Source organism: Methanosphaera sp. BMS (assembly GCF_003268005.1).
GTDB lineage: Archaea > Methanobacteriota > Methanobacteria > Methanobacteriales > Methanobacteriaceae > Methanosphaera.
Window position 1 is genome coordinate 2459449 of the sequence record NZ_CP014213.1, and the last position, 19923, is coordinate 2479371.

General features: G+C 31.7%; 16 protein-coding genes. 10 read left to right on the forward strand and 6 right to left on the reverse strand.

Annotated elements, in window-relative coordinates:
• Positions 1–93: 93 nt before the first annotated feature.
• The gene (locus AW729_RS09290) at positions 94–708 is read left to right on the forward strand and encodes an NAD(P)H-dependent oxidoreductase (protein ID WP_112124849.1); all 615 of its coding nucleotides are present in this window, start codon (positions 94–96) and stop codon (positions 706–708) included.
• On the opposite strand, the gene AW729_RS09295 is transcribed toward AW729_RS09290, so the two are convergent.
• Entirely contained in the window at positions 705–1385 is a 681-nt protein-coding gene (locus AW729_RS09295) for a DUF116 domain-containing protein (protein ID WP_112124850.1), read from the reverse strand. The two genes, AW729_RS09290 and AW729_RS09295, sit on opposite strands and share 4 nt — an antisense overlap.
• A 279-nt stretch (positions 1386–1664) precedes the next feature.
• Between AW729_RS09295 and AW729_RS09300 the strand changes: the two genes are divergently transcribed.
• The 4 genes from AW729_RS09300 (at position 1665) to AW729_RS09315 (ending at position 4038) form a co-directional block, all read left to right on the forward strand.
• Positions 1665–2177 carry a DUF367 family protein gene (locus AW729_RS09300; RefSeq protein ID WP_112124851.1) on the forward strand — a complete coding sequence of 171 codons (513 nt, stop codon included), beginning with the start codon at positions 1665–1667 and terminating at the stop codon, positions 2175–2177.
• A 1-nt stretch (position 2178) separates the two neighbouring features.
• A complete protein-coding gene (locus AW729_RS09305; RefSeq protein ID WP_112124852.1) occupies positions 2179–2325 on the forward strand; it encodes a 50S ribosomal protein L40e in 147 nt (48 codons plus the stop codon).
• Between the two features lie 168 nt (positions 2326–2493).
• A complete protein-coding gene (locus AW729_RS09310; RefSeq protein ID WP_112124853.1) occupies positions 2494–3225 on the forward strand; it encodes a geranylgeranylglyceryl/heptaprenylglyceryl phosphate synthase in 732 nt (243 codons plus the stop codon).
• Positions 3226–3453: 228 nt separating this feature from the next.
• Positions 3454–4038 carry a DUF169 domain-containing protein gene (locus AW729_RS09315; RefSeq protein WP_112124854.1) on the forward strand — a complete coding sequence of 195 codons (585 nt, stop codon included), beginning with the start codon at positions 3454–3456 and terminating at the stop codon, positions 4036–4038.
• A 61-nt stretch (positions 4039–4099) separates the two neighbouring features.
• Here the strand turns inward: AW729_RS09315 and AW729_RS09320 are convergent, their stop codons facing one another.
• The 3 genes from AW729_RS09320 to AW729_RS09330 form a co-directional block, all read right to left on the reverse strand.
• Complete coding sequence (locus AW729_RS09320; RefSeq protein ID WP_112124855.1) at positions 4100–4765, reverse strand: NTP transferase domain-containing protein; 666 nt, start codon at positions 4763–4765, stop codon at positions 4100–4102.
• Between the two features lie 107 nt (positions 4766–4872).
• The gene (locus AW729_RS09325; RefSeq protein WP_112124856.1) at positions 4873–6087 is read right to left on the reverse strand and encodes a hypothetical protein; all 1215 of its coding nucleotides are present in this window, start codon (positions 6085–6087) and stop codon (positions 4873–4875) included.
• 223 nt (positions 6088–6310) lie between these two features.
• Positions 6311–7546 carry a Mur ligase family protein gene (locus AW729_RS09330; RefSeq protein ID WP_112124857.1) on the reverse strand — a complete coding sequence of 412 codons (1236 nt, stop codon included), beginning with the start codon at positions 7544–7546 and terminating at the stop codon, positions 6311–6313.
• Positions 7547–7816: 270 nt separating this feature from the next.
• Between AW729_RS09330 and hypD the strand changes: the two genes are divergently transcribed.
• The 4 genes from hypD to AW729_RS09350 all read left to right on the forward strand — a co-directional run bounded on the left by hypD (position 7817) and on the right by AW729_RS09350 (position 13398).
• Complete coding sequence (gene hypD, locus AW729_RS09335; protein WP_112124858.1) at positions 7817–8866, forward strand: hydrogenase formation protein HypD; 1050 nt, start codon at positions 7817–7819, stop codon at positions 8864–8866.
• 14 nt (positions 8867–8880) lie between these two features.
• Positions 8881–10191 carry a TldD/PmbA family protein gene (locus AW729_RS09340; RefSeq protein ID WP_162685885.1) on the forward strand — a complete coding sequence of 437 codons (1311 nt, stop codon included), beginning with the start codon at positions 8881–8883 and terminating at the stop codon, positions 10189–10191.
• A 325-nt stretch (positions 10192–10516) separates the two neighbouring features.
• Positions 10517–11677, forward strand: coding sequence for a zinc ribbon domain-containing protein (locus tag AW729_RS09345; RefSeq protein ID WP_112124860.1), 1161 nt, complete (start codon positions 10517–10519; stop codon positions 11675–11677).
• Positions 11678–11739: 62 nt separating this feature from the next.
• Entirely contained in the window at positions 11740–13398 is a 1659-nt protein-coding gene (locus AW729_RS09350; protein ID WP_112124861.1) for an AarF/ABC1/UbiB kinase family protein, read from the forward strand.
• 204 nt (positions 13399–13602) lie between these two features.
• Here AW729_RS09350 and AW729_RS09355 read toward each other — a convergent pair whose 3' ends face one another.
• Entirely contained in the window at positions 13603–14253 is a 651-nt protein-coding gene (locus AW729_RS09355) for a DNA polymerase domain-containing protein (protein ID WP_112124862.1), read from the reverse strand.
• Positions 14250–14630, reverse strand: coding sequence for a 30S ribosomal protein S8e (locus tag AW729_RS09360; protein WP_112124863.1), 381 nt, complete (start codon positions 14628–14630; stop codon positions 14250–14252). The genes AW729_RS09355 and AW729_RS09360 overlap by 4 nt, the downstream gene beginning before the upstream one ends.
• Before the next feature lie 2124 nt (positions 14631–16754).
• Between AW729_RS09360 and AW729_RS09365 the strand changes: the two genes are divergently transcribed.
• Positions 16755–19919 carry a chitobiase/beta-hexosaminidase C-terminal domain-containing protein gene (locus AW729_RS09365; protein ID WP_112124864.1) on the forward strand — a complete coding sequence of 1055 codons (3165 nt, stop codon included), beginning with the start codon at positions 16755–16757 and terminating at the stop codon, positions 19917–19919.
• Positions 19920–19923: the final 4 nt, after the last annotated feature.

Genomic DNA, 19923 nt, shown 5'->3' on the forward strand with positions numbered 1-19923 from the left:
TATTATAATATTTGTATTTTATCCATTAATAATTTTGTTTGTTTTTTCGATAAAATATTCAATACTTATATCACCGACGATAGATATTATTTCATGACACGAAATACAAAAGTTCACATAGTTTACTGTCATCCGGATAACAATAGCATGACAAACGAAATTAAAAAAGCATATGTCCATGGATTAAAAGCCAAGAATATTGATTATACGATAAGTGATCTGTATAAGCAACATTTCAAATCAGATATTACTCGAAGTGAATATCAAAGAGAGTCAAATATTATCTCTTCGAATTTATCGGGAGATGTATTGACTCAACAAAGATTAATCAATGATGCGGACATATTGACATTCATATTTCCATTATTTTGGATGGATGCACCTTCAAAATTGGTGGGTTATTTTTCACGAGTTTTCACTGTGGGTTTTAGATATAGCAATGATGATACGCCTGCAACTATGAATAGATTAAAAGAGGTGAATTTTCTTATAGTGACAGGTTCTAGCTATGATGATTTATTGAATGATGGAAAAATAGATGCACTAAAAACTATATTTGTAAATGACCGTATAGCGGACAAATCAGAACGTACAAAAATGTATTTCTTCTCCAACACTGCCGTACACAAAAAAGAGAGATTATTGAATAAACAACGATATATCCAAAGGGCTAAAAAAATAGGGATGATAACACCAAAACGAATTTAATCGGGGTTATCTTCAGGTTCATCGATGCGGTAATCGGTGGTGGGAAGTGTTTTGTTTATTAACTCAATGACTTCATCTACATTGACCGTGGTGTTTATACATCCATCTGTAAGCAGATAAACTCCTTGTGGTGTAAAATCATGTAACGATGTCATTGCCAGATTCAAATCCACTGGACAAGCAACTCCTATAACCGCCTTGAATTTTCTTTGTTTTACTATGTTTTTGATAAACGATGAGCCCGGAACGATGTATAAATCGATACTCTTTTTATCGCTGATATTTTTTATCTTACCGATGGAACATTTTCCACATTTGACGCATTCCAGTCCTGATTTACCTAACTTTGCAGGACAACTTGTGTCACGAAGACAGTGAGGCAGGACAATTATAACATCTTTTGCGTCGGTTTTTTCAAATTTCAACTTGTTGATTCTATTTCTTAAGTCAATGCTAATCCTATCAATCATAAGATCATCCAGTTGTAAAAATCTAGAAATATTTTTGAGGATAGGGTAAGTCAAATTTAATGTAAATAACAATAGTTTCGGAAATACTAGCTTATCTTTCTTCAAAAGGTATAAACCAAGGATTACTGTTATGATACAGAGTATGACCAATATTACGAGGAAGATAACTACTATCTGACCTATGGTTGTGTATATGTTCAGATTCATCTTTACATCCTTAAGAAATTTTAATTTTATTATGATGTTGATATACTTTTTTTTATTTGTTTGTATTTATATCTATCTATTGGGTAGGTATTTTTCTATTTTGATACTCTGTTGTTGATTTTTTTAGTTTGTGTTTTCAATGATATTTTCATGTCATGACAATAGTAATCTTTTTATTATTTGAAGTATATAGATAATATATACTATTCTAATAATACATATTATTCTAGGAAAAATTTCACAGAATAATTACTCATAATAAATTATTGGTTTAATAAGATGAAAATTGTAATTTATCACTCAAGAGAATGTGATCCGAAAAAATGCACATCAGTAAAACTTGAAAAACAGAATAAGGTTGAAATAACACACAATATGCGTAAAATACCTTATAATGCTATAGTTTTAGATGCAGAAGCGGAGAAAGCAGTGTCTTTGGAGGATAAGGATAGAATTACAAAGTATGGATTGTCTGCTTTGGATTGTTCTTGGAAGAAATTAAAAAAATCATCTTTCAATTTTAAATCTAAAAAAAATCATAGATTGCTTCCTTTTTTAGTAGCAGCAAATCCAGTTAATTATGGAAAACCCTGTATATTGTCTACAGCTGAAGCTTTAAGTGCTACATTATACATTGTAGGATATAAGGATGAGGCTCGTGATTTAATGAATCAATTCAAATGGGGACCACATTTCATAAAACTTAATGAGCATTTATTAGAAGCCTATAGTGAGGCAGAAAACAGTACTGAAATTGTTAAAGTACAGAATGAATTTTTAGGAGGAGAATGATATGGCAAAATTTGAAGAAGCAGAAAACAGAATGTTCAATATTAAAATCTGTTTAAAATGTAACGCAAGAAACCCAGCTTCTGCAAAAACCTGCAGAAAATGCGGATACAAAGGTTTAAGATACAAAGCAAAAGAACCAAGAGGATAATCTTATCCCTTTTTTTCATAACTTTTTTTATAATTTTTTTTTGAATTGTTTACATATTTTCTTATTTTGATTTAGACTCCTTTTTAACTATTTCCTTAATCTATTAATATCTTGAAAATTAGAAATATAATATAATTAAATTCAATCATTATTAGTGAGCAGGTAATTATGAATGTCGAGAAATATTTAAATGATACATTGGAAAATCATAAAATACACATGACCTTAATCGATCCAGATGAACAATCACCACAAGAAGCAGTACAAATGGCTGTTGATGCTCAAAAAGCGGGTTCTGATGCAATAATGCTTGGAGGTTCCATTACCGATCAAGAAGTACTTAACCTAACGGCAAAAGCTCTCAAAGAAAATGTGGATATACCAATCATCCTATTTCCGGGAAATGTAACGGGTGTATCCAAATATGCTGACGCAGTACTATTCATGAGTTTATTAAATTCAACAAATCCCTACTGGATAACCGGTGCTCAAGCACTGGCAGCACCATCCATTAAGAAGATGGGATTGGAAACTATTCCTATGGGATATTTGATAGTGGAACCGGGAGGTACCGTTGGTTGGGTTGGAGATGCAAAGCCAGTGCCACGTAACAAATCGGATTTGGCCGTCGCATATTCATTGGCCGCTGAATTTTTTGGAATGCGTATAATTTATCTTGAAGCGGGTTCTGGTGCAGACTCTCATATACCTCTAGATTTTATCATGAAGGTTAAAAAATTAACCAACCTGATGGTTATAGTTGGTGGGGGTATCAGAACTGCAGAAGACGCTCGTGAAGTACGTGATGCAGGTGCAGATATCATAATAACCGGTACAGTTGTTGAAGAAACAGAGGACACCTACAAAAAAATAAAGGAATTAACCGATGCTATACATTAATCATTCTTTTATTAACCTTTTTTTACATATTCTATTTTTTTGGCTTGAACTTTTTAATTAATCAATAATCATTATCTCTTTTCATATATTCAATATCCCTGTTGTTTGAGTCTTTTTTTCAAATAATGTTAAATTAACATTGTTATATTCTCATTTCATAATAAAAGATATTAATTATTAATAATATATGATAGAATGTAAACAGAAATTATTTAGGGAGTAATACTAATGGATAATAATGAATTATCACAAAAACTCAATGAACAAGTAGGAATGGAAAAAGAACCCGTTGCAATAAAGGTATATGATGACGCAGCCTGTGCAGAGGCAGAACTAACAAAATATGACGGTCAGGCAAGGCATTGTCAATTGACATTCGAATCATCAACAGAGGGAAAATCATTCTATGCAACGGCCAATGAGATGAACTGTCCAAACGGTGCATTGGCATTAGGTTTTACAGACAAACAGGTTGATGCATTTCCACAGATACCACCTATAAAACAAGCATTGGGTTATGCACCTTTAAAAGATGCCACATTTGAACCGGATGTAATAATAATTTATGCAACACCAGTACAGGCTCTTAAAATAGCAAAATTATACAAGGCAACATTTAAAAAACGATTTGAAGCAAACTTCAATGGAACTGCATCGTTATGTGCGGATGCAGTATCATCACCTTATGTGTCCGGTCAATCAAACATGACTTTAGGGTGTACCGGTTCCCGTAAATTTTCAGATATAAAGGATGAAGAAATGGTTATCGGATTAACATATGCCGATGCGGTAGATATGTTACAAGATAAATAATTTCTTTTTTCTACTTTTTTAACATACCTCTTTTTTTATTCAATTATATTCATCTAAAAACTCATGTTTCTTCAATTTCTTCCTTTATCTTTAAATATTCGCTATAACAGTTAATATTTAGAAGTTCAAGATCATTTTCAGCTTTAACTCCATAAAATTCAACGTTATCCTTAATCATTTTACGTAGAATAGGGTTGAGATTATCATTTTCATCTTTAAGATATCCGTATAATAAGTCTCCATAACAGCAAAACGGCATACCTAATCCTTCTGCACTATCAAGCCACCCTGTTTTTCGTCTAGCCAGTATACTGATTGTATTGTCTGGATTTGGCGAGCTTTCCAGTTTTTCAATCATGTTATTAATTGTATTTGCAGTAACCGTTGGTTGATCTGCAGCGGCAAAAAGATAATAACTGTTTTTACAACCCTCTAAAGCAGTGGTAATTGTTTGGGATAATCCCACATCATTATCTTTGTTATATTTAACAGAAATCTTCTTTGTTAATCCATAATCTTCCAGCAAACCATAGATTTCATCCCTAAAGTTTCCAAGTACTATGGTAATGTTCTCAATATCAGATTCCAGTATATGATCTATGGTATGAATTAATATTTCTTTATCCTCTATTTTTAGCTTTAATTTATGAACAGGCGTTTTATCCATTCTTTTAAAGTCATTAATCATTCTGGAATTTTTTCCGGCAGCCGTAATTATTGCATCCATATTATCACTTCTTAAGTAATTCTATGTTAATATAATTGATTTAAATATTTTTATCTAAAAAAAGAAAAATGGTTTTGGGGGGTGAATTATTTTTTTTTAATAGGAAGTTATTCCTCCTCCGTTGAATTGGATGTATCAGGGTATGTGCTGTTATCTCTTAATTCATAGATTGTGGTATAGATGTGCGTGTCTCCACTTTCACCCTCTGTCCACATGACTATTTGAATTGGATAATCTCCCTCGTTTGATACAAGAACATCGATGGTTGGACGATATTCATAGAGAATTGATTCTTCCGCTCCGGACATACCTACTGGTAATGGGTATCCTAAGGATAGGATTGCATCTCTTAGTGATCTGCCCGGTGGACATACTCCATGAGTAGCACTTCCGGATGCAGCTTCCGCTTCGGCAATGGATGTAAACGTCACATTTTCTTTACCGTGAGCAGATTCATGTGGTGGTATAATTGTATTATTCCATCCATTAGCAAATTCTTTTGCATTTTGAGCACGAATCTCTGTAGGATACTCTGGAAGATATTCAACGACACTAACGGCACTACTTACATTTACTTTGGAAGCATTATGGTCATAAACCATTACGGGTGCACCTGGTGTGTAGTTTCTCATATAATTATACGGTTCTTCACCAAAGGCATGTATGATTTTTTCCTTGCCGTAAATTCCAGTACGGTTATCATTAAATCCACCTAAATAGTAATCCAATGTTATGTTGCTGCCATCTTTTGCAGTTTCAAACCATTCCTTAAGGCTGGCTGCACTTACAAAGTCTGTAGGTACTGTGTCATTACTAATTTCTGATTCCTTTAAAGTTTTAACGGTCTTATTATTTTCGATAACTTTAATTGAATCTCCTTCCTTAACCGCATAAGTATATGGTAATTTGTAACCCCATACAATGCTATCTGCTTGTTTAATTGAGATTTTACCATTTTTATCAGTTACTATGTAACCAGGACCTTTTAAATCATTGGAGATTTTACCGTCGTTAGTCATGAATTTGCTGTTGTTTATGACATCCTTAGGTATTGTCCCTGTGGTTAAAGCAGTATATACTGTCATTACATCTCCACTTAACAGAGGCCTGATTAGATTTTGTGGTGCTGAAAATATAGGCACTTTCTGCATTTCAGCAACATTAATAACCTGATCTCCGTTAACTACAGTTGAACCATTTTTATTCATTAATTGTGCCGTGGTTATGTCTGTAGATGATGCATGTTGACTGCACATAACTCCAGAAGCTAATGCTAGAAGTATTAATATTCCTATTAATAAGTAAGGATTATTTCTATCCATATTTTATTATATCCTCCTTTCTTATGGATTTCTTAATAAAAAATATTATAATAAGAATTATATTTTATTCAGTATTTTATAATATATTTTAATATGTAGTTTATTCTTTAAAATGTTGTGTATTAAAAAATCCATTCTAAGTAATATATTTAATAATGTGATTTTATTTATTTGGGATTATTAAGGGTATTTGTAATAATAAAAAAGAGGGGTCTATGATGAGTTAATCATCATCAAGTAATATGTTGGTAATTTCAGTAATTTTTGATTGTCCGTTACCGCCTATAAATATTTTCCCAAGTTCCTGCGTGTTCAAATATCTGATAATGTCGCAGATATTTTTTATGACCATGACATCTCTGGTATAATTGAGTTTATTCAGGTATTCGACATAATCATATGTTGTATCCTCAAGACCTGGGAATATTATGAGTCTGTCCGCTTTATATTTGCTGATGTAATCAAGAATATTATATCTGCACGTTTCATTCTTTCTGGGTGTTCCAATAATTAACGTATTAAAATGTTCTTCATCCAAAACAGCTTTAAGTGCATCGACATTGTCGGTCTTACCAATCACTATTTCCTTATTCCTATAATTTATCTTAAGGGTTCTTCCTTCAACTGTTTTAAATGTTTTAAGGGAGTGTTTGATAATCTCCTCATTAATGTTTAAAATTTTTCCTGCCTGATAGGCCGCATGTGCATTTTGCAAGTTAAAATTTCCAAAGAGGTTAATTTTTTCAGGATATTCATCGAAAAATATTGCATTTTCAGTATTGGCTGCAACTATCTGCAGGTTTTCATCATTTTTATTAAGAATACATGCTTTATCGCCTATGAAATCTATAACTTCTTGAGTGTAGTGTTCAATAGATTTATGAACATCCATGTGGTCATATCCAATGTTGGTAACGACAATCAAATCGATATCAAACACATACTTGCAAAATTCAAGGGTCATATCACATACTTCTATGACCATGAATTCGTAGTCGTCACTGTTTGCCTCTAATAGAAGATCAATATATCCCTTAAATCCTCCACCACCATTTCCACCGATAACTACCTTGTGGCCATTATTTACCAACATGTCATATATCATATGGCTGGTGGTGGTTTTACCGTTTGTACCCGTTACAGCGATTGTCGTAATCTCTTTATGATTGTTAAACACGTCTGATATGAATATGTTTCTATCAATGATATCCTTCGATATCTGTTTATTAAATAAACTGGGACTAACTGCTACTGCATCAGATTTATATATCTTATCCAGATTATGACTACCTATCTCTAAATCCAGTTTATCCCTTAAATCTTTGGATAATCTTTCGTTAAGCAATGATAAGTCAATTTTTCTGTTAATATCTGATGAATAAACGTCATGTCCTCTATACAATAAGGATAGCGTGGCCTGTTGGCCTTCAACACCTAATCCTACAACACTAATATTCATAATATGACAGCCTGTTAATTAATAGATATTCATATATTAATTTCTCTTAGTATTTATTATTTAATATTTATAGAAATTTAATCTTATTTGTGATTTTGATGCAACGACATGTGGTAGTTTAATCAATTCAAATAATTTTCTACCTGAAGAAAATTAACAATAATAATAAATATTTTAATTGGTAAATAATTACTCATAATAAAAAATGAATTTTTTTAAATTACATGACCATTATTTAATATAACAATGAATCTATGGGAGTTTTTTAAATTGAAAGATTTAACAAAAGACATTATTAGGAAAATTAATGAAATAAAACAACCAATAAAAATCATGCACGTATGTGGATCACATGAACATACCATCATGTACAACGGTATACGCTCAATGTTGCCTCCAGAGGTTGAAATCGTTGCAGGGCCTGGTTGTCCAGTATGTGTAGTGCCTGCACAGGAAATAGATGAATGTGTGGCATTGGCCGAACAGGGAGTGACTGTTACCATATTCGGGGACATGCTAAGAGTACCAGGTACAGAAAAGTCATTGGCAGATGCCAAAGCCGAAGGGGCTGATGTAAGAATTGTTTATGGTATCGGTAATGCAGTGGATTTGGCAAATGAGTTGGACAATGATGTGGTATTTATGTCAGCAGGATTTGAAACGACAGCACCAACAACAGCATCAGAAATGTTGAATAATCCGCCGGAAAATTTCTCAGTATTATCAAGTCACAGGTTAATTCCTCCTGCATTGGACTTCTTAATACATGATGAAGTAAAACTTGATGCACTGATAGAACCGGGACATGTATGTACAATCATAGGTACAAAACCTTTCGAATACCTTTCAACTGAGTATGGAATACCTCAGGCAGTAGCGGGATTCAATCCACTGGATATCTTATATTCAATTTATCTTATTCTAAAACAGAAAAAAGAGGGTAATCCTAGAATACAAAATGAATATAAACGCGCAGTACGGGATGAAGGTAATGTCATAGCACAGGAAGCAATGGAACAAGTATTCAGAGTAACTAGTAAGGAATGGAGAGGTTTTCCAGAAATACCAAATTCGGTATATGACCTCAAGAAAGAATTTGATGACAACAATGCAAGAAAATTATATGATATGGATTTGCCTGATTCTGAAAATGTACCTAAAGGATGTATTTGCGGTCCTATATTAAGGGGTATGGCAAGACCGGAGGATTGTGGCTTGTTCCGTGGAGAATGTAATCCATTACATCCAATAGGTGCATGTATGGTAAGTAAGGAAGGAACATGTAACATTGCATACAGATACTCTAAAATGGATGATTAATTCAGGTAGATATGATGAATATTGATGCAATTATTAATGATTTGGCAAAAAAAGTAGACTGTGCAGAATTATATATTCAGGAAGAGGAATCAACGGATGTTGAAATATTAAATGACAGTGTAAACACGGCAAAAGAAGAAAGTATAAAAGGTGTGGGAATAAGAGTCATTAATGATAATAAGCAAGGATTTGCATATACAACAAACCTTGATAAAATAGATGTCACTGCAAATCAAGCAATAATGAATGCTAAATTAAATGCTGCTGATGAAAATCTTGCAATGATAGATAATAATCATGAATACAATGAAGTGAAAGGATTATATGATAAAAAACTGGAGAATTTCCAACTGAAGGATGCAATAGACTTTTCAAAAAATCTCATTGATTTGGTAAAAGAAAAACAATGCAATCCTACCTCTGGGGGAATAGGGGTAGCAAATGGTACAATAACAATTGCAAATTCAAATGGTGTTTACGTATCCGAGTCAACCACATCCTGTGCTGCTTCGATTGAAGTGAATGTGGATGATGGGGATGTTGTATCAAGTGCTTATTACTTTGATGCCAGTCATGGATATGATATAGATTCTCAGTTAATCGTGGATAATGCCACATCATTGGCATTAAATTCAAGAAATGCCCAGGCTACCCATACAAGAGATAGTGAAGTAATACTTGACTACAATGCTGCAAGAGCACTTCTTTCAACATTCTTTTCAGCATTAAATAGTGAAAATAAGCAAAGAGGAAGGTCCTGCTTCAAGGATAAGTTAAACCAACAGGTTGCATCTGAACACTTCACATTAATTGATGATGGAACGATACCTGGAGCATTATGCTCTTCAATATGTGATGATGAAGCAACACCTTCTCAAAAAACAACCCTGATTGAAGAGGGAATTCTAAAAAGTTTCATATATGACATATATCATGCGAATAAGGATGAAGATGATGTGACTTCAACTGCAAATGCCGTAAGGAGTGGATATACGTCAGTGCCTTCAATAAGTTTTTCCAATTTAAAACTTGAATTTGATGATTTGAATACCGTAAGTGATATAACTAATGGTGTAATTGTGGATAGTGTTATGGGGGCACATACTGCTAATCCAATAACCGGTGACTTTTCAGTAGAGGCAAGAAATGCATTTGAAATTAAGAATGGTGAAATAACCACTCCAATTAAAAAAGCCATGCTTTCTGGGAATATATTTAAGATTATGGAAGAAGCAACCGCTGCAAGTAATAAGACTCGTCAATTAGGTTCATGTATCATTCCACCATTATATGTCAAATCCCTACGGGTAATTGGTAGTATATAACTACCATAAAAAACTATTTTTTTTAATTATTAAATGTACTCTTTTAAACGTCAGTACCATTTAAATTGAAATGGATTAGAGGGTTGTTTTTCAATTTGGACATTTGTCAACTGTTTTTTTCCGGTTATTTTCACAGTTAAACCAATAACATACATGCCTAAAACATTTCATGAAATAGATTATTTTTATATATTATAAAAAATATACTTAAACATAATAGATAAGATTATTATTCTAAATAAAAATCTAGTAAATATACGAAATATAATTACTTGAGTTATTTAACTTAATTTTATTATTCAAATTGAACAATTGGAGTATAAAAATGTTTTGTAAAAAATGTGGGACAGAATTAGGGGACAAAGATAACTTTTGTTTTAATTGCGGAACTCCTGTTGAAAAGAAAACCGAGCAAGTAGTTGAAACAGAAAATAAAGTTGAAGAAGCAGTAGTAGAAGATGAATTCTTGGATTTGGATGAAGAACTTGTAACTGATGATGTTGTTTGGGAAGAAGCACCAATCGAAGAAGTAGTATTGGATGCTGATACTCAACCGGTTGAAGAAGAATCTTCAGAATCTGAACAGGTTAAAGGTGTAGAAACAGTTGACATTGAAGAAATGGAAACCATTTCTATTGATGATAATTCAGATGAAGAAACAATAGTATTGGATGAAGATGAACTATTGGTTGATGATTTAATTACTGATGACGTGGTAGTTGAAGATATAGTATTTGATGATCCATTAGTACTTGATGAAAGTGAAGAAAAAATTGTTGATGAAACAATTCCTGATGAAGATATTATCATTGATGATGTTGCTGCCGATGAAGAGGTAATAGTTGACAGTGAAGTCAAAGAAGAAGTTATCACAGAAAAAGTAGCTGATGAAACAATTGAAGAAGTACCTGAAGAAGTACCTGAAGAAGTACCTGAAGAAGTACCTGAAGAAGTACCTGAAGAAGTACCTGAAGAAGTACCTGAAGAAGTACCTGAAGAAGTACCTGAAGAAGTACCTGAAGAAGTACCTGAAGAAGTACCTGAAGAAGAAATTATGGAAGAAGCATCATTGGAAACAGAGGATGTAATATTAACAGCTCCCGAAACAAAAAAATCTGTAAAATTGGATGAAGATGATTTGGTAGAAGAAAAAAGGGTATTTGAACCAGCTGAAGAGGAATTTGAGGAAATCATACCAGAAACTCCTGCAGCAGCTGCAGCAGAAAAAACCAAATCTGATTCAAAAATAAAAAGTTCAATTTCATCAGCATTATCCAGAAAAGAGGAATATGTTGAGGATGACTCATTTGATGAAAAATTAGAATCAAAATTAAATGTTTCCCATGATGAATTAGAAGAATTTGATTATGACATACAAGAAAACGTAAACAATTTCACAAGCAAATTAGTTACTGTATTGATTATCCTGTTAATTATAATAATTGCAGTAGTCGTCGGAACATTTTTATATCAAAACTTAATGTAAACATATAAAATCTTCACCTTTTTTTTAAATTTTTTTTTAACACTTAAAATATAGTGAGTATCATGGTATTATCAACTCAACGTAAAAATATAGCTAGAATGAATGAAATAGCACGCGTTCTTATTAAATATGGATTCAATGTACTTGTAAGTAGACTGGGTTTAAGTTATAATATACTGCTTAGAAATAAGGATATCCATGATGATATGAGTGAGGATACTAATGTACGTATTAGAATGGTACTCCAGGAGTTGGGAACTACATTTATCAAGCTAGGACAAACATTAAGTACATATCCGAACTTAATCGGTTTCGATCTGGCCGATGAATTATCAAAATTACAGGAAGACAATTCCGTAACAGATTATGAATTGATAAAAACCACAATCGAAGAAGAACTTGGTAAACCGGTGGATGAAATATTTGAGGAATTTTCAAAGGAACCTATAGCATCTGCAAGTATTGGACAAGTACATACTGCATTTTTAAATAATAAATTAGTTGCAGTTAAAGTTCAGCATTATGGTATAGAAGAGAAGGTAAAGAGTGATTTAAAAATAATGCACGCATTAGCTGATAGAATCCATAAAAATGTTAGTGCATTGACTCCATATAATATTCCCGGACTTATCGATGTATTTCAAAGGGATATGCATAAGGAATTGGATTATACATTTGAAGCTATGAATATGCTTCATTTAGGTTCTTTACTAAAGGATGATGAAGTATATGTTCCTGAAGTATACTCAGATTACACGACAAAAAGAGTACTTATCATGGAATATTTGGAGGGTGTAAGCTTAAACAAGGTAATAGCAGCTCCAGATGATGAATATGACAAAGAAAAAATTGCAACTGTAGGTGTGGATTCATTTATTAAACAGATATTGGTGCATGGTTTTTTCCATGCCGATCCTCATCCTGGAAATATATTCGTACTTGACGATGATCGTCTGGCATTTGTGGATTTCGGTATGGTAGGGCATTTGAATGATGATTTAAAGGGAGACATTGCTAAGCTATTCGTATTTTTATCTCAGCGTGATGCAAGGTTAATTTCCAAACAACTGTTTTATATGGGAATTGTAAAGGATGATTCAAACCTTAAAGAGGTTGAGTATGAAATAATTGATATAATGGATCGATATTACGGTATGGAATTCAATGACTTGACCGCGATAATGCGTGGGATAATGGAGGATGGCTTATTGAAGAAGTATGAAATAGTAATCCCCCGTGATATCATGATGCTTGTAAGGGCATTGAGTATGGTTAATGATGTTGGAAAACAGTTATGTCCCGATTTCAACACTACTGATATCATACGGCCATACGCATTAAGGATGGTTGGTCAAAACTTTAAACCCGGAAGATTGGCTGCCATGACAACTGAAACATATGTTGATATTGAAAATATGGCTAGAAAATTACCAACTTCATTAAACAACATATTTGAAGTATTTGAAAACGGTAATGTCAAGTTATCATTGGATTATGATGATTTTCAAATGTTAGTGGGGTTGGTCTCAAGAATAGTTAATGAGATAGTGCTTGCAATTATAATTGCCGCATTGCTTGTCGGTTCATCATTGATAATGAATACCCAAAGTACCATTAGTTTCTATGGTTATCCAATTCTAGGATTTATTGGATTTTCATTCAGTGCTGTTTTAGGTATTATACTGGTCATATTAATTCTTATGCGTGGAAATTATCTGTAGATGTCTGTTTATAATAACTAATCAGATAACTCATTTTGCTATTTTTTTTGATTATGCTTTTGCACTGATTTTTAAACTCTATCCTATTTTTTAAAATAAAGAAATATTTAACAGAATTCTATTTTTTCATTATAATGATACGTATTATATGATAAATAGTAAAATAAGTAATGATTTAATTAAATTTTAAAAAAAGAGTAATGATTAAAAGAAACTATCTAAGCTTGTTTGTTTTTCATTATTCATAATCTGTTCTTCAGAATAACCAATAGCTTCCAATATTCGTAGTGTTGCCGGTAAAACTTGATGTTCAATATAATACTCCGGATCGTATTCTTTATTTCCCATCAGTTCAACAGGTTGAGCACGTCTACTTATGGGTTCATTGCCTTTGGTTATAACATATTGAATAATTGAACCGCTTGTTACTTTTATACCATGCATTCTAAGTTTTTCAGCAGCAATTACATGCGGTGCTATTTGTTTATAATTTTCTGGTTTTTTAGTAAGCTTAGTATGTATAATAAGATCTGATACATCTACACTACCGCTATTAAGACGTTTGATAACATCCTTAACTATCTTTTTAGCCTTGTTAGGTGATGCATCCTTTAAAATAGCCTCTAGAATGTCATGTTGTGTGTTCTTGGCAACAGGTGCCCAGTCACGACGAACAAGTTCTAGACCTTTAACAACAATGGTGCCCTCTTCTATAAGAGCATACCTTTTTTTGGTTACGAAGAAACCTCTGTCATAATAACCTTCCAGTTCTAACTCCATATCCTCCGGAAGGTTTTGGTTAATGGAGCTAAGAAGCTCCGTTACCTGTTCTTCGATTTTTGCTGGAATACTCATTCGATTAATACGCCGTTAACTATTCCATTTTGTCCTGGTCTTGAAGTAATTCTTACTTGACCAAGTTCGGTTTCTACAATAGCCCCTTTTGTAACGATGTTTCTTCTGATAAAGTGGCTGTTTGCACTGTTATCGAGTACAGTTTTAATTTCAACGCTTTTACTGGAGTTATCTTTAGGATCGATTACGTTGATTTTGTTAGCAACAGTTGCTCTGATTTTTTTACCGTTTCCTCTTACAACTATTTCTTTTTTAACTTCGTCTCCTATTCTTGTTTCTGCTGCTACTCTACCGAATTCAGCGTTTCTTTTATTTCTGTTTCTTCTGGATCTTGCACCAGTAGGTTTTCTTAATGAACTACCTTGCCAAATTGCCATGTTTATTCACCTCATTTTTTTTCTTATATTACATGTACATGTTTATTATTTTAAGTTAACTTTTTTGAATGAATAGTATAATTAAATAAACTCGTAATGCTCATATTTTATAAGAAAATTCAAGAGCATTATTCATCTAATGACTTAATCAGATTAAAAAACAAGTATTAAATACTATACTATTTTTACAATAATACTATAATATATGATGTTACTCATTATATATAATTTTTGCATGTTCAACATCGCGACTCTTTAAAAAATTATGGGAGATGGGGTTTTTCAATGATACTTTCTTCATTTAAGTGTATTCTTGCTAATATTCCTTTGTTTATTCTATACTTTCTTTTATATTTCTTAGACATTGTTTTGGAGAAAAAATTTCGATTTTATTGTTTGTAGGGGCTATTTTTGGCTCTTTTGTGTATAATTTAAAGTTTCTGAATTGGTCTCGTAATCTGTTTTTGATGAATGTTTTGATTTATCTTGTATACTCGTTTAATTCTGACATTAATGTAGTTAGTAGTTCAAATGATTAAGTATAATCATCATTATCGAGTATTTCATATAATTTATATTTTAAATTAGTGTATTTCTGTTTTATGGTGGTTGTATCGTTCGTATGTTTTTGATAAGTTTTCTAAATCTCAATAGAAGAAATATTTTACAATAATTTTCCCTTGTTTTCTTGTATTTTTTTTCATTCGTTTTATTTTTCTTCCAATATATGTATTGATTGTTTTTTTAGTATGAAACACACAGTATTGATGGTTAAATCCTAATTTAGCTATTATTGGCCTGTATTTTTTATCTAAATCGGTAGTTATGCATTTGACACTTATATTCTTAGCGTATTTTCTTAAGAACACTTCAACATTTTCATGATTATATCTTTTATCAGCTATGATTTAATCTTGGTATAACTCATATAATGCAAAACGGTATTTCCATTTTTTCTTCAGTTTAATCCATTGAACATCAAATAATAAATAACCTCTGGAAGCTAACGGAGTATATTTTAACTCTTTAGATAATTCTAAAATGTAATTTTCGATTGATTGATGTGATATAACGTGTTTATATCTTCTTTCCATATCTTATTTTGCTTGAAATAAAGTAATGTCCGTTTCTATAAATTTATTCAGTAGGCCTTCTTTAAAATTATTGGTAAAATTAGCTGATTTATCCACAATTGATGTTAAATCAGCCATAAATGTTCGACTACATCTTGCACACTCATATCTTGGTACTTTAACCCTTACATTTTGGATATCATAAAAATGAAGTGTTTTTCCATTCCATTCATGTACATATATTTTTCGTCTATTACAATAAGGGCATTGACGTTTAATATTCTCTACAATTATCCCCTCATTTGTATATTTGTATAAACATTAACAGAGTCCTTATTAAGCAGTGTAAGAATCTTATTAATTTTAGAATGCATAGATACTAAGTTACCGAAGACTTCACAAATTTGTATTGTCCTGTTGACAATTCACTTATTGTATTTTCTTTCCCTGAGCTACACATGAAAATATATTGTAAGAATCAATATATACACTTATATGCTCTTGAAATTATTATTAAAATTTAATTCAGGTATTTTATGTCATATTGAATTTATATGAAAAATTTTGATTTAAAATAAGCTCTGAAAATCTTTATTTTTGGTAATGGTTATTTTTATTTTTGAAAAATTTTTTTGAAAAATTTAAAGCTCTCAGAAAGAGTTATTCCTTCAATAAATAATGGTAAATGGCATATATTTTAAGAAAAAACTATTAAAGGATTCACCGGGTATCCATATTAGATAGGAAAAAGCAGTAATACTTTTTTGCAAAGTACACCCCCTAAATTAATACAACCCCCACAATTTTTTAAAGTCTCATTGTTTATTTTAATAGTTATGTTTATTAATAACTTAAGACATAACGTTTGATGTTGTTAATCGATTTAGATGTGAAGATATTTAAATTGATTTATACATTTAACAACAAATTAACTGTTTTAATAATTAATTAATCAATAAAAGAATAAAATAGGAGGCTAATATTTATTAATTATAAGAAGATTATCTTGTTTTTGTTTATTATTCTCTCTTGTATTAGTGTAGTATGTGCTATGGATGTCAGCAAATCAAGTAATGCAGACATTAGCACTACGGCAAGTGCAAGTTATGATAATAATATAAAACAGGACATTGATGAAGAGTTATATGATGATGAAATTATTCCTGATAATAATTTCGAGGATGGATATGAAAATTCCGAGATAATAGAATTAAACGATACGACAATTGATGATGAGGAGGAAGAATTTATCGAAGATGATAAATCCACAGATTCAGCCCGTCATAACCCAGATAATATTAAGGGAAGTGGAGATACTAGTGCTATTGTAAGTAACACCACCACGGCTTTAAGTGTAAAGGTAGTTCTAAGTAAACTCACATCCACTACATATAATACTACTTTTAGTGGTGTAAACAACTGTACGGTTTATTATACTTTAAATGGTGCTAATCCAACAACCGGCAGTACCAAATACACAAAGGCATTTGTTTATGATACGAGTAAGACTTTGAAGTATTTTGCCGTTAAAGAAAACGGTGAATGTGGTGCAGTTCTATCCATGAAGCTTAGTGAAGGCTCAACGCCATACATTGTATACAAGACGCCGATAACTAATCAGGCACAAGACGTATACATTTCATATACCTTGCCCACAACCAGCATATATTATACAATCGACGGCAGCACGCCAACAACAAGCAGTACCAAGTATAATGCACCCATAAAGATAAATAACTATACTGACCTACGATTTATCTCAGTATACGGATCAATAACCAGCAACGTCTATAGTTATCGTATGAATGCGGTTAAACCCGTGCTAACAATCAAAAACATTACCGATGTACGTGACAACTATCAGAACATAACGGTAAAAATAAACAAGGCAGGTACAATTTATTATACGAGAAACGGATCAACACCCAATACCAGCTGCAACACATGGACTAACAACACCAAGGTAATGATATCAATAAAAACACAGGTAAGAGCAATACTAATAGATAACGAAGGATTCACATCAACTGTAACATTTTACCAGCCACCGAAGGTAATCACACCACCGATAACGGCAATAAGACCACTGACAACACTGGAAAACAACAAACAAAGAATACAATTCAGCATAAACAAACTAAACTGCACAGTATACTATACAACAGACGGTACAACTCCAAACAATAGTACAACAGTAAAAACAGCCAAAAACAATGATAAAATATACCTAAACAAAAACACACGACTAAAATACTACACACAAGATGACATACAACTTTACAAATCAAAAGTATACAATTACACACCAGTACAGCACCAGGACGAACGACCAACAATCACCATCATAAACGTAACTAACATCTGGAGCAACGGACAGCAAAAAATAATCATACAATCCAATCAGCCAGGAAAATTCAACATAACAAAATACAACCAGACACAAGCACCAACAGAAACACTAAACAACTACGGAAGCTACACAACAGATACCAATACTAAAATAGAAATATACACACAGTATAACACTAAATACTCCAAGACAATCGAGTATCATCCAATTAATGGGTCTAAAACTGTTATGAGATATAATTATACTGTGAATTTTTCAAATATTACTCAGTATGAGTATATTTTCTTTACAGTAGGAAATACTGAATATAAATATCATATGTATAACTCTAATTTAAATAATTATATATTTTTAAGTTTTTCTAATTATACTGTTACAACTAGTACTGTAGACTTTGCTAATGTTGAAGGTTGCATCATACATAAATCAGACATCTTAAGTGTTAAATTTAAGGTAAAAGAGTACGGAGAAATAAATTATGTTAATGTAATCTTTAAATCTTTTACTTCTAAATATGAGAATATAATATTATATTCAAATGATTTAAAATTATTTACAATTACATTAGAGAAAAAACGAATTAAAAAGGAACAAGTAGAAACCATATTCCAAACAAACTCAAACCTGTTTATTAAAAATGAAACATTAACATTTAAACCAAAAGAAGTATATGGATGTGGACAATATGATGTACTACAAACATATTTATTAACAAATCAAGCGATGACTACAGAATACGTTAACCAATCAATAAATTATTTTAAAAATCGTGACCCTAACCTAGATTTATTTAGGATAACACCCCAGGACAGAACAATACTCACAGCAATAATGACATTATGGCAATATGATCAATATGCAAACTACTTGACATATGTATATAACCTAACAGCCATTAGAAGTGATGAAACATTAATCATCACAGGAATAAACTATGACCGGGTAAACTATATACAATATAATGACTTGAAAATGGGATTAGTAACGACGGGAAATGCTACGAATAAATATTTGTTTAATATGCAATCCACGGCAAGATTACCTGAAATAGCAAGAATATCATTAAATTTAATAAAGGAAAAATTAGGAAGAACCGTTGCATCAATGTTTTTAAATTTAGATAAAAACTCAAAAGTATATCGAATTATTAACAATCAAACGAAAACAATAAAGATATGTTCTGAAGATTTGGAGAACATATATGTATTATTTAATGTAGAAACAGGAATAGTGGAGACGATAATCTCTTTAGATAATTGTATTTATAATGGTGCAATATCATATCCTTTAATAGAATATAATGATACAGAAAACAACAGTAAAAACATTAAAAAATCATCAACGATGGAATGTTTTGAAGATAATTGTAATAATAATATGCTAAATAATTCTCATTCATTAATAGGATTCTCTTCAGATAGTGGATGGGCAATAATAGAAAATGCTGTGGGTGGATTTTTAGCAGGAGCAGGTGTATCGATTCTAATAGGAGTAACTTCACCTGAATCTGAAATATTGATTGCTGCAGGTGTTTTAATTGGTTCTGGAATATTTATATTAGCTGATTCTCATGGATTATTCTCTGGACATGCTACTTCTGAAGATATTCTTAATTTTCAGATTGATCTTACTATATTAGCTGTTGACCCAGCAATTACTGGTGTGTGTAATATTGTTGTAAGGAACGCATTTCTTAAAGTTACTGGTGAAGAATTATTCAAAATTAGTGAATTGGAAACATCACAGGAGATTAGAAACTTTTTAACGACAATGGATGAAATTAGAAATGGACTTATGGACTGGGTTAGAGACAAGATTGAAGGATATATATTTGAAAAAACATATGACAACTTAACTAGTTTGTGATTAT